Here is a 10982-nt window from a genome sequence, read left to right as displayed (position 1 = left end):
CTATCGCCTTTACTTCATGCCAACTACCGCCTGTACTGGGCGAAGAACTACAACGTCAGACGACCCGGTGATGCCAACTACCACCTGTCGTCACAGCGGTGCGCCCGAGAGTCCCGAGGATTTGACGATGTACCGTCCGAAGTGGGAGGTGCTGCTCGACTTGGCGAAGGTGTATCCGGTCGGGTCGGCGGAGGTGTCCGTGCCGGGCGCGGTCGATTTTCAGGCGACGGTTCCGGCAACGTTGGCGATGCGGGCGCGGACGACGACCGGGCGCAAGATCGGGTACGTGATCTTCCGTTTGGGAGATCCGAGCCGGGGGTCGACGGGGCACAGTCAGTGGGTGCTGTGGGACGCGATCCGCGAAGGACAAGTCGAGGGCGGACCTGCGCCGGGCCGGTGAGGTGCCCCTTCCTGTATGCGCGCCGTGCTCCCGGTCACGTCTCATCCGAGACACCTATGTAGAGTAAGTGTCATGCGAGTCACGCACGCGCTGGTCCAGGTCGCAGTGGCCATCATGTTCGACCCCGACGCAAGGCAGTGGGGCTATGACCTCAGCAGGGCGTCCGGCGTGCGCTCGGGCGTCATGTATCCAATCCTTCGGCGGATGCTGGACGAGGGGTGGGTAACCGACGGGTGGGAGTCCGAGGAGGAAGCAGGCAAGCGGCCTCCTCGGCGGTACTACCTCTTGACAGACAAGGGGCGTCAGGCCTTGGCGGCCCTTCTAGCGTCTGCGCGATCCGATGCGCGCTTCCAAGGCTTCCGGTTCGGGCAGCCGTGGGAGGCGACTCGGTTCAATTGGCGGCGGATCGGGTCAGGGTGCAGCTGATGTCCGAGTTGATCGATTTCGCAGGCTCGCCTTGGTCTCTTCTTCTTGCGATCATTATCTTTGGATTTGCGCCCGGGTTCTTCCTTCGGCTGACTGTTCGGCTATATCCAAAGGGTGACGGGCGACGCAAAGAGCTTGTGTCTGAACTCTACAATATGGCGAGGCTGCAAAGACCTTTTTGGGTAAGCGAGCAGATTGAAACCGCCTTGTTCGAGGGGCTCCCGGAAAGGTGGCTTGAATTCCGTCGAAAGCGGTCCGCGAAAAAGTCTAGAAAGAAACATGATGAGGATCGGCGCTGTCTGCTCGGCGCCGTCTCCCGCACCATGGACGACTTGCATCAGTCGCAGGTCGGCCAACGCGCGATCTCGGGTGGAACTGCAAAATTGGACGGATTCTACGCCGAGCTAGACTCAATTGAACTGAAACCCTTGGCCAGGTCTATGGCTTATGATTTGCTGAAGGGGCATCCCGATCAGAAGAGGCTCGTTGAAGCTGAACTGCGCTGGCAGAAAATGGGGTTGTATCTACAGGGCGCTGTTGAATCAGATCCTAGCGTGCGAGTAAACGATTCCAACCGCCCGGTGTCGTGAGGGCGGTGTGCCGGTCGTGGCACGGCTTGCCCAGCGGGCGTAGCCGGTGCCAGGCGTCGGGATCGGGCACTCCGCGGTCGACGAGCGATCGGCGGTTTCGGGATAGTGGTCGGCCACGGTGGCGGGTCGTCGGCAGAGGTCGCAGATCCGGTGCGCGCGCAGGAACGCGGCGCAGTCGATCGTTTCCTCTGCCGCTTCATGCTGAAGCAGGCTCAGCCGGGTGAAGGACGGAAGTCAATTGAGTCGCAACGCTGCGGCTGCGGAGTCGAACCTCTCGGCGACCTGCCGAGACGGCGCGTTCACGAGGTTCAGCACGGGCAAGCCGTATCGATCCGTTGTCTCTTGGTGCAGGTGCCCGAAGTGTTCTTTGATTCGAGCCGGGTCAACGCCGGCTATCCGCATCGCTGTGGCGAGAGTGTGGCGGCCGACGTGTGCGGTGACTCGTGCCGGGTCGTCGATGCCGGCCCGTCGGGCCAGGCGTTCGAGCGTGACGTTGACATTCTGTCGCGCCATCCGTCGGCCGGTCGCGGTCGCGATCAGATACGGCGGTTCCGAGTGCACGCCGCGGACCGCGAGCGCCGATCCGATCCCGCGCGAGGCGAGATACTCCTCCAGTCGGCTCCATACTTGGTCCGGGATCGCGAAGGAGTGCCGGCGGCCGCCTTTCATCGCGATGTCCGCGATGCGGATGCCCTGTGTGATCCGGATCTTGGTCAACCTGATGTCCAGCATCTCCGAGACGCGGGTTCCGATCATGAGCAGCCACGCCACGATCACTCGTGAGCGGAGCCGTACCTGTTCGACCGGGTCGGCGTCGGCCGCGGCGAGCAGTCGCGCGGCTTCGTGTTCGTCGAGCGAACGGGATGCAGCCGGTGTTTTCGGGATGTCGACGCCCAGGTTTGCCCGGTCGACGAGGGTGAAAGGGTTGACGTCGAGGTGGCTGGACCGCGTCAGCCATCTGTAGAAGGTGCTGGCAACAGTGAAGGTATGTCCCCTGGTGGCGTGGCTGAGCAACTGCCCGTCCTGAGGGCGGGGAGTTTCCCGCAACGCTTCTGTCCATGCGACGACAAGCTCTCGGTGCGCGTCGAGCAAATGCAGACGTTGGCGGGCGCACCAGTTGAGCCAGGTGACGCCGTTGCGAAGCTCAGCAGTGCTGCGCGGGCGCTTGTCCGCGACGTGGTATGGCCAGCCGATGCCGTCCGCATAGACCAACCGGGTATTGCCCTTCACCCCACCCAGCCATTTGCGCACCAAGTCCAGTTCCCGGGCCCACCGCTCGCCAGCCTCATCCGGAACCACTTCCGGGACGACACGGACAGGCGCGAGATCAACCGCGTTCGACCCGGTCATCGACAGTGCTCCGCCCAGACGGCACCGGTCTCGCCGTGTCGCAGCGAACGACCTTGTTTCTCGAGCATGGCGACCGTCGCGAAGATCTGTGATCCGAGTCCGGTGATGCGGTCGGCGTGTGAGGCGGCGGTACGGAACCCATCAGGACCCGCGGTTTTAGGGCACAGGCCCGCAAGCGGCGAGTTAACAGTAGTCATCATGTCCTGGTCGCAAAGCGAGTGCGGCGAAGGTACTGCCTGCACCACAAAGGATTCGTCTATGTTGGCACGGCTTCGCCGCGCCTCGTCGCTTGACGTTCTGCCATCACGTGCTTGGTAACCGGCTCGAACGACTCGTCCTTGATCGCCGTTGACGGTGTCCTCGCCCGCATCGACACTGATATCACCGAGATGCGCAACGCTCCCGTGTCACGCCCCGACAACTGACTCGCAGGCGCGGGCCGGAGAAGCCGAGCGACGACCGTCAGAACCGCGGCGGTGTCAGGTCGTCTCGGGGAGCATGAGCATCGAGCCGTCGTCCCAGTACAGACTCGCCGGAGATGGGCTCCATCGCGGGCGGGCGGGACCTTGGCCGTTCCACACGACCGCCGGTTCCGTGCCGGGGTCGGCCAGTTCCACGATTGCCAGCTGGCTCTGCCCCGGACGACGGCAATGGTGCCGCTGTGCTGTGTCAGCGCTTCGGCGACGCGGTAGGCCTGGCCGGCCGCGCGGCCGCCCGGTATCGCGGCGTGTCGTTTCGGGTCTTGCCGTTGAAAAAGCCGGGTCAGGCTCCAGATCGCGGCGAAGGGCCAGGTAATTGCGGAGAACACGTCGGCGAAGAATTCCCCGATCTCCGCGAGGCATCCGCCCGGGCCGTTCCCTCGTGCCGCACCGCGTTTCCGCTTGGTGTGACGGTCCCGCCGAGCAGCGACGGTGACCCGGCCCAGCCCGGTAACCTGCACCGGCTCGCGCCAGGCCGCTTCGAAGTGCTGCTGTGCCTGCATGATCTGTATTTCGTTCATCAGCCTATCTAGAAGACGTTTCCAAGGATGCCGGGTTCTGGCAAGGCGTCGGTGCCGACGTTGCTGCCGGAGACCGAACGCAGGCGAACTCGAGTTACCGCGGTCCGGCCGTAGCTTCTGCCCGGCGAGTCACCAGGCCCTCGATCTCTGCTGCGGCACGACCGGTTGTCCGCTACGCGTCTAATCTACCGCAGCTTTCTGAGGCGGAAAGAGCGAGCGTGCCGATACGGAAAAAACGTCCAGCCGCTCATGTCATAAAGTGGATTATGACATGAGTTCCCCGTCGGACTGGCGGTTCACGGAAATGCCGTTGTCGGTCAGCTGCATCGGACTTGGCTGTGGTACAACAGGATTCGGCAGGCGGATCGCGTCTGCCGGCATCACTGGAGGGAAAGCATGGCTCAGAAAGTTCTTGTGTCGATGGTGGACGACCTGGACGGCACGGAGGCGGACGAGACGGTTGAGTTTGCGTTGGACGGTGTCGAGTACTCGATCGACCTGTCGAGCGAGAATGCTGGCGATTTGCGGGACGATTTCCACCGCTACATCGAGAACGGTCGTCGTGTCGGCGGGCGCAAGCGCAAGCAGACTGCCCGTGGCCGTGCGCAGACCGGCGAATCGCTCGCGGCGAAACGTGAACGAAGCCAGGCGATCCGGTTCTGGGCCAGGAAAAACGGCTACCAGAACCTGGCCGAGCGCGGGCGGATACCGGCAGAGGTCGTTGCCGCTTTCGACCAGCGTACTGAAGTGCAGGCGGCCGGGCAGGCCGTCGCCGCGACGAAGAAGGCCCCACGCAAGGCATCAGCGAAGTAAGCTGTTCGCACTTGTTCGATCGAGGCACTGCGTGCCCTCAGGCCGGCATTCGAAGTCCTGCCGGGCGGGGAAAGTTGGGGAGCGTGCGCACGCGACGTCGCGTGCCCGCGAGGGAGTCCCCGGCCGGTGGCCCCGCCTGGCAGTCCAGGCGGGGCCTGGCGGGTCGATGTCGCTGTCCTCCTGCGCTGACCCAGATGCGAGCCGGTGCGCCGCCTCTGTGCGTGCCGCACGCTGGCCTTCGCGGCCTGGAACGACGGTTGCCTGCTCGTAGATCTCGGCGGCGCGGGGGCATCGCTCCGCGACCGTCACCGACCGCCTTTCAGATTCCCCAGCACGAGTTGGGCGACCTGGTGAGCCGACTCGCACGCATCGCCGTTCGTTCCCCTCTTTTCCGGGGACTGGGTCACGGAGATCGCGACGATGTCCTGGTCGCTGGTTCCGAGCGCGACTTCGCATTGAGCCTTCGACGCTCGCAAATCCATCTGGCCGTAGGCGACGATCGGATACCCGTCGATCGGATTCAGCGGCAGGAAGAACGGATAGATGCTTCCCTTTGCGCGGTAGTAGCTCGTCAGACCGAGGGTGTCCACAGTGGAGAACGTCACGATGACGTGCGCTTGGCTGTGTCAGGCGCACGAAGGGCCGGCGGGCGCGTTCACGTCCTCTTTGGGAGCGGTTCCGGCGCCGACCAGGTTTTCCGCCTGGGCCTGGCTCAGGGCGGTGCAGGGTGCGGTGTTGAAGCGTGCCGTGTCGATGGGGTTCTCGACCGTCGGCACACCCGGGCCAGGAACCTGTGCGGTCCTGGCGGTGGCTGAGGCGGGAGGCGAGGGCTGGACGGCAGATGCCGTCGCTGCTGCACGGCCCTCAGTCGTGTTCGAGCATCCGGAGAGCCCTGCCAGCGCGGCGCAGGCGAAGGCGGGCAAGGCGTTTTTCATGAGATTCCCTCGTTGTTCTTGACCTCCGTCGAGTGCATGTCCTCGGCCACTGCGTGCTTTTTTCCTAGCACAGTGCGGTGCTTCTTGGCTTGCCAATACTTGCTTCTGCCGGATCAGTGTCTCTGCCGCCGGCCCTCGGCGACCGTGCGGCGGAGCGCCGCCAGGCGCACGGACTGCCATGGCTGAATGGCTGTGCGTTCATCGAGGCAGCGCCCGCGAGTCGGGCGCCGGCGCGGAGCGTCACAGCCAATTCCTCACTCGGCGTCCGCACGGCCCGCGCCGTCAGGATTCGTGTCTTGTCGGCACCCGGCCGGCGGAACGATCTCCTGCGGCCGGGACATCTCGTCGGCCGAACGAGGCCGGGTCTCCGCCGAGGTGCACGCCGCGTCGGAGCGCGGCGGCGTGCAGCGGCCGGCGAACCCGGGTGCGGAGACCTCGGGTCCGGCATCGAGGACACCGCGGGCAATGCGCCAGAGACCGGCGAAGCAGCCCGCTTCGCGCGCGGTCCGATGCGGCGCAGGACGGCGCGGGGCGGGCGTTCGTGCTGCGGGTGGATCCGGAAACGTGGAGCCGGGCAACGCGGGGCGACTTCCCCTGCAGGAAAGCCGACACCGCGCTGCCCGGCGCGACTGCCCGGCCGGGCGGGCATCGCATCAGACGCCATGGTGATTCCCTGGCCTTGGCCGGCGCGGATTGCTGCTGTCGTCCCGTTCGTCCGGTGCGTCGGCTGCCCCCCTCGTGATCGTGGATACGAGCGCCTGTGCGTGGCCGCCGGCGGGCAGCAATTCCGTCATGAGGTCGTAGAGCGGCGCCTCGAGCTCCCCGCGTTCGTTGCCCAAGGCGAACAAGACGGAGCAGACACCCGCTTGCAGGTCGTCGTCGGTGCAGTAGCCTTCCTCGCGCAGCCGGATGCCGAGGGCTAAGTATTCCTCCAGTCCGTCGGTCCGGTCTGACTTGTGCCGGCGCAGCGCCTTGTACCAGAACGACGCGATGAGCGTGCCGCGGGTCCAGAGCGGCGGAAGGAGTCCGGCGGCGAGGAGAAGATCAGCTGTTTCTCCGGCCGGGCCCAGCTCGCCGGTCTTCGCGGCGTCGGCGATGTCGTCGATCAGCTGCATGCCCAGGCTTTCGAGCTTTCCAGAATGATGCATCGGGTGTCCTCCTCGGTTGAATTCAGCGACGCCGCTGGGTGGCCGCTTCGCTGATGGGCGGGGTTTCCGGCCGGTACTCCGCAACGGACGGCCGGGATCTCGTTTCACGACGGTTGGTCGTCGCTGGTCTTGCGCCGGTCGAAAGCCTTCTGCCCGCCCGGCGGGCGGAGGGTCACTTTCTCCCGGAGCAGCAAGCGGCGGATAGTTCCCAAAGACGCCTCATGCGCGTTGGAGATGCTGTGAATATCGGCTCCGGATTCGTACTTCTGGACGATCCTGTCCACGTCGAGTTCACGGCGCACCTCCGCCGGATTTCCGGCTGGGTGGCGCCCTCGTCGCGCAGAACGCGTCCTGTCCAACCGGGAGACGGGCCGTGCTCGCGGGCGATCTCGGTGATCGACGCGCCGGTCCGCCATGCGGCGAGCATCGCCCTGTTGCGTTCGCTTCGCGAGACCCGGTCTTCGTCTGCGCTCGCATCGCTCACGGCAGGCGTCCTCCGGTCCGGCGTCCTCGTCGGCGTTGCGGGGCGGGCGGGAGTGCGGGACAGATGGCTGCCGCCGGTGCCGACTGCAGTGCAATCTTCCGTTTCTGCTGACAACAGGTCCTTCCCGCGCAGGACAAAGCAGCGCGTTGGCGAGGACTCGGGCAGAGAGGCGGTCATGGCGAGCCTGCCCGTCGCAGAAGGTTGGCGACGGCCAGGTCGGCAACGTGCCGGGCGTCCTGGCAGGGATCGGCTTCTTTCCCCGTTTGAGAGTCGGCCAGCTTCACGTCGACCTCGAATGCGGCGTTGTCGGCGATGCCGATCGCGACGCTGCAGCGGCCGGTGGGCCGGTCGTCGGTCGGCCCGTACGCCACTATGGGGTAGCCCTGCACGGGTGCGAGTTCCGCGAAGAAGCCTTCGTTCTTCTTCGCGTAGACGTGGCCGAGGCCGTCGGTCCAGGCGTAGACGAGCTGCACGCCGATGCCCGAGCCGCGGCTCGGGTTGGACCACCGGCATTGTCTGGCGACGCCGGTGTCCTGCGAGGGCTGCACCTGCGGCGGCACACCGGAGAACAATGCCTTCGCCTGTGCATCGGTCAGGACCGTGCAGGGATCGCCTTGGACGAGAGACGCCGGCAGCGGACTCGCAACCTTGGGAACAGCTGACGAGGGCTGCTGTGCGCCGCTGCCCGGCGAGCCTGCGCCGGGCACGGGATCGGGGTTTCCCGAGTTGCCGCCGCAGGCGGCCAGTCCGGCGGCCAGCAGCAGCGCGAGCAAGGCTGCGCGGGGAGGGCTCGTGCGCATCACCGGCCGCCCTCCGGCTGCTTCGATGCGACGGCGTCGCCGAGCTGCTCCGGGTCCGTGCCGGGGTCCTGTGCGGGGCTGGTGTCGTCGCCCATCGGGTTTTTTCCTTTGCTTTCACGGTTGTCTGCGCGGGTGCCGGCGGCCGGGTCAGCCGCGGCGCAGGTTGCCGAGCGCCTGTTCCGCCACGTCACGGGCGGACTGGCACGGGTCCCGTTCTCCTTTGCGCGCGGCCGATTGCCTGATCGAGACGACGAGGGTTTCGCGGTCGCTGACACCCATCGAGACGTCGCATTCGCCCCTGGGGCGGGGATCGTCTTCGCCGTAGGCGACGACGGGATACCCGTCGACGGGCTCGAGAGCGAGGAAGAACGGGTACGCGCCCCCTTTCTGGAGGTAGACCGACGTCAGGCCGACGTCGTTGATGTTGGGGTACAGGACCGCGAGGTTTGCCACTCCTGTGTTGCTGAACCACGCGCAGGCCGGTCCGACCGGGCCGTGCGGGTCTGGGTGGATCTTGGCGCTGTCGCCGAGGAGGCCCGTGATTTGCGCCGGGGTCAGGGTTTCGCAGGGATTCCGCTTGAACCGGGTGATGTCGAGCGGGTTCGGGACCTTCGGCACGCCGGGGCCGGGAATCGTCGCGGCCGGGGCGCTGTGCGGCGACGCGGTCGCCGTCGTCGGTGCGGGGCTCGCGGGTTGCGCGGCAGGGGCGCGGACGGGATCCGAGCAGGCGGAGACCAGCGCCGTCGCGGCCGCGGCCGCGACCGCCAGGGAAGCCGGTGCCGCAGGCCGGCGCCGGACGCCTCGCGCCGCTGGCGCCCGGCCGGGGGCGCGGGTCCCGACGCCGTTCACCGGGCGCCTTCCGCGCGCCGCCGGAGATTGGCGACGACCATGTCGGCCGCCTGTCCCGCGACGGCGCAGGCGTCGGTGTCGCTCTTCGTGCTCTCGCCGAGGGCGATGGTCACGTCGACGGACAGGTCGTCCGCGGTTCCGACACTGACCTGGCACAGGTCGTCGCCGAGGCCGGCCCTGAACGCGACCGCCGGCAATCCTTGCTTGGGAGGAAGCGGCCGCCAGAATTTCGACTGCGGTTTACTGTGCTGGTAGACGGCGCTGAGCCCTTGGTGGTCCTCGGTGACGTAGCCCGCGCTGACCGCGGAGCCGGAGTCGATGTTGCTCCACCAGCAACTCGGTCCGAGTCCGGCGATGTTCCTCAGCTTGCCCGGCGGCGCAACCGAGATAATGCGTCCCACCTGGTCGGGGGTCAACGCGGTCTGGCACGGATCGCCGGACAGGACGCTCGCGGGCAGTGGACGCTCGACTTTGGGCGCTCCGCTGTGCGGCAGCGCGACGGAGCGCACGATCGCGGTCGCGGCCGTATCCGCGGGGTCTCGCGCCGGGCTGTGGGAACAGGCGGCGGCGAGCACGGCGGATCCGACGACGAGTGCGGTGCGGCGGGCTCGGGGCATCAGGTGTCTCATCTCGGTGCTCCGCCTCTGTCGGCGGATCTCTGGGTGTGTGTCTGCGGTCGCCGCCGCCGGGTCGTAAGACGGCGTGCCTGCTCCGGCTCGAGGGCGCGCCCGCCGAGGCCGCCGCCGTGCGCGGAGCGGTCGGCATTGCCGGGAACGGGGGCGCCGCCTGCTCGCGGTGCGGGACCGGGCTCCCGCAGCCGGCGTGCCGCGAAGCCTGGGCAGCAGGGGCGGTCGCGTGGGCAGTTGCGGGCGGGCGGATGCGGGAGGCGTGTCACCGGCCAGCCTTCTGCCGGAGGTTGGCGATGACCATGTCGGCGACCTTGGCGGTCAGCTCGCACGGGTCGACTTTTCCTGCTTTGCTGCGGCCGAGGTTCAATGCCGCGTCGACGGTGTAGTCGTCCGCGATGCCCACGCTGACGTCGCAGGAATCATCAACGCCGACACCGGTGTAAATCCTGTATGCGACTGCGGGAAGTCCTTGGATGGGCGGCAGCGGCCGCCACATGGTCGCCAGACGCCGGGAGTTCTGGTACACCGCGCTGAGACCCTGGCGGGTGCGGGTGTCGTAGAAAACATTCAGCCCGGCACCGGAGTCCGGATGGTCCCACCGGCAGGCCGGGCCGGTGGCCGAGACGTCTTCGGATTTGGGCGGATCCGTGGCGCCGAGGATTTCCTTGAGCTGCCCGGCGGTCAGCGCCTCGCGGCACGGGTCGCCGGACAACACCGACGAGGGCAGGGGCCGCTCGACCTTCGGGGCTCCCGCGTACGGCAGCGGGGCCGTGGACTCTGTCGCGTGGCGGGATTCGGGCGGTGCGGGGGTGTCGAGCGAGGAGCAGCCTGAGGCGAGGGCCGCTGCGCCGAGGACGGCGAGCAGCAGCGCTGGCGCGGAGGGACGGCGACGTGATCCGGCGGGGCGCCGGAAGAGCGTCACCGCCCTGCCTTCTTTCGGAGGTTCGCGACGATCATGTCGGCGACCTTGGCGGTGGCCACGCACGGATCCGCTACTGCCTCTTTGCGGTGGCCGAGGGTCAGCGCGGCGTCGAAGGTGTAGTCGTCGGCGATCCCCACGCTCACTTCGCAGGAAATGAGGAGTTCACCGTCGCTCGAGAACGCGACCGCGGGGAATCCCTGGATGAGGGGAAGCGGACGCCACGTGGTCATCTGGGGCTTGGTGTTCTGGAAGACGGAACTGAGGCCCTGGTGCGTGCGGATGTCGTAGAAGACGTTCAGGCCGGCGCCGGAGTCTGGATGGTTCCACCGGCAGGACGGCCCGGTGGGCGGGATGTCCTCGGGTTTGGGCGGATCCGTGGCGCCGAGGATGTCTTTGAGCTGCCCGTCGGTCAGCGCCTCGCGGCACGGGTCTCCGGACAGCACGCCAGGCGGCAGGGGCCGGCCGACTTTCGGGGCTCCTGCGTAGGGCAGGGCCGCGGCCTGCGTCTCCGAGGCCGGAAAGGCGGGCGGCGCGGGCGTGTCGCGCCCGGTGCAGCCCGCAGTGATCGCGGCCGCGCTGACGACAAGACCCAGCCTCCTGGCAGGCCTGGTGAGGGTGGCCACGACTGTCCTTTCA

The 10982-nt window shown here is 67.3% G+C and carries 13 protein-coding genes and 1 pseudogene; 5 read left to right on the top strand and 9 right to left on the bottom strand.

Going from position 1 to position 10982, the window contains the following annotated elements; translation table 11 throughout:
* The first annotated feature begins 127 nt into the window (after positions 1 to 127).
* From ACZ7OI_RS17185 to ACZ7OI_RS17175, 3 genes are read left to right on the top strand one after another with little or no spacing between them, the layout of a single operon-like run.
* On the top strand, positions 128 to 400 hold the full coding sequence (locus ACZ7OI_RS17185; RefSeq protein ID WP_470265166.1) for a hypothetical protein: 273 nt from the start codon (positions 128 to 130) through the stop codon (positions 398 to 400).
* A 15-nt stretch (positions 401 to 415) separates the two neighbouring features.
* Complete coding sequence (locus tag ACZ7OI_RS17180) at positions 416 to 826, top strand: PadR family transcriptional regulator (RefSeq protein WP_470265165.1); 411 nt, start codon at positions 416 to 418, stop codon at positions 824 to 826.
* On the top strand, positions 826 to 1416 hold the full coding sequence (locus ACZ7OI_RS17175; protein ID WP_470265164.1) for a hypothetical protein: 591 nt from the start codon (positions 826 to 828) through the stop codon (positions 1414 to 1416). Before ACZ7OI_RS17180 ends, ACZ7OI_RS17175 begins: the two co-directional genes overlap by 1 nt.
* 234 nt (positions 1417 to 1650) lie before the next feature.
* Here the strand turns inward: ACZ7OI_RS17175 and ACZ7OI_RS17170 are convergent, their stop codons facing one another.
* A complete protein-coding gene (locus tag ACZ7OI_RS17170) occupies positions 1651 to 2766 on the bottom strand; it encodes a tyrosine-type recombinase/integrase (RefSeq protein ID WP_470265163.1) in 1116 nt (371 codons plus the stop codon).
* 661 nt (positions 2767 to 3427) lie between these two features.
* Here ACZ7OI_RS17170 and ACZ7OI_RS17165 point away from each other — a divergent pair.
* Positions 3428 to 3778 (top strand): hypothetical protein, encoded by a 351-nt coding sequence (locus ACZ7OI_RS17165; RefSeq protein WP_470265162.1) that lies wholly within the window; start codon positions 3428 to 3430, stop codon positions 3776 to 3778.
* Between the two features lie 384 nt (positions 3779 to 4162).
* Positions 4163 to 4507 (top strand): annotated as a pseudogene (locus ACZ7OI_RS17160) (histone-like nucleoid-structuring protein Lsr2); the annotation flags it as partial.
* A gap of 377 nt (positions 4508 to 4884) precedes the next feature.
* Here the strand turns inward: ACZ7OI_RS17160 and ACZ7OI_RS17155 are convergent.
* From ACZ7OI_RS17155 to ACZ7OI_RS17120, 8 genes are all read right to left on the bottom strand, one after another.
* Positions 4885 to 5169, bottom strand: coding sequence for a DUF3558 family protein (locus tag ACZ7OI_RS17155; RefSeq protein ID WP_470265161.1), 285 nt, complete (start codon positions 5167 to 5169; stop codon positions 4885 to 4887).
* 998 nt (positions 5170 to 6167) lie between these two features.
* Positions 6168 to 6662 (bottom strand): hypothetical protein, encoded by a 495-nt coding sequence (locus tag ACZ7OI_RS17150; protein ID WP_470265160.1) that lies wholly within the window; start codon positions 6660 to 6662, stop codon positions 6168 to 6170.
* Between the two features lie 104 nt (positions 6663 to 6766).
* On the bottom strand, positions 6767 to 6946 hold the full coding sequence (locus tag ACZ7OI_RS17145) for a helix-turn-helix domain-containing protein (protein ID WP_470265159.1): 180 nt from the start codon (positions 6944 to 6946) through the stop codon (positions 6767 to 6769).
* Between the two features lie 373 nt (positions 6947 to 7319).
* Positions 7320 to 7919, bottom strand: a complete 600-nt coding sequence (locus ACZ7OI_RS17140; protein ID WP_470265158.1) for a DUF3558 domain-containing protein — start codon at positions 7917 to 7919, stop codon at positions 7320 to 7322.
* A 174-nt stretch (positions 7920 to 8093) separates the two neighbouring features.
* Positions 8094 to 8795 carry a DUF3558 domain-containing protein gene (locus ACZ7OI_RS17135; protein ID WP_470265157.1) on the bottom strand — a complete coding sequence of 234 codons (702 nt, stop codon included), beginning with the start codon at positions 8793 to 8795 and terminating at the stop codon, positions 8094 to 8096.
* Positions 8792 to 9424, bottom strand: coding sequence for a DUF3558 domain-containing protein (locus ACZ7OI_RS17130; protein ID WP_470265156.1), 633 nt, complete (start codon positions 9422 to 9424; stop codon positions 8792 to 8794). Before ACZ7OI_RS17130 ends, ACZ7OI_RS17135 begins: the two co-directional genes overlap by 4 nt.
* Positions 9425 to 9686: 262 nt before the next feature.
* Positions 9687 to 10346: a DUF3558 domain-containing protein gene (locus tag ACZ7OI_RS17125; protein WP_470265155.1), complete on the bottom strand. Its 660-nt coding sequence runs from the start codon at positions 10344 to 10346 to the stop codon at positions 9687 to 9689.
* Positions 10343 to 10969, bottom strand: a complete 627-nt coding sequence (locus ACZ7OI_RS17120; protein WP_470265154.1) for a DUF3558 domain-containing protein — start codon at positions 10967 to 10969, stop codon at positions 10343 to 10345. The genes ACZ7OI_RS17125 and ACZ7OI_RS17120 overlap by 4 nt, the downstream gene beginning before the upstream one ends.
* Between the last annotated feature and the right edge of the window lie 13 nt (positions 10970 to 10982).

The organism is Amycolatopsis sp. NPDC114503, from assembly GCF_055633655.1.
This window is presented reverse-complemented; position numbering and strand designations above follow the sequence as displayed.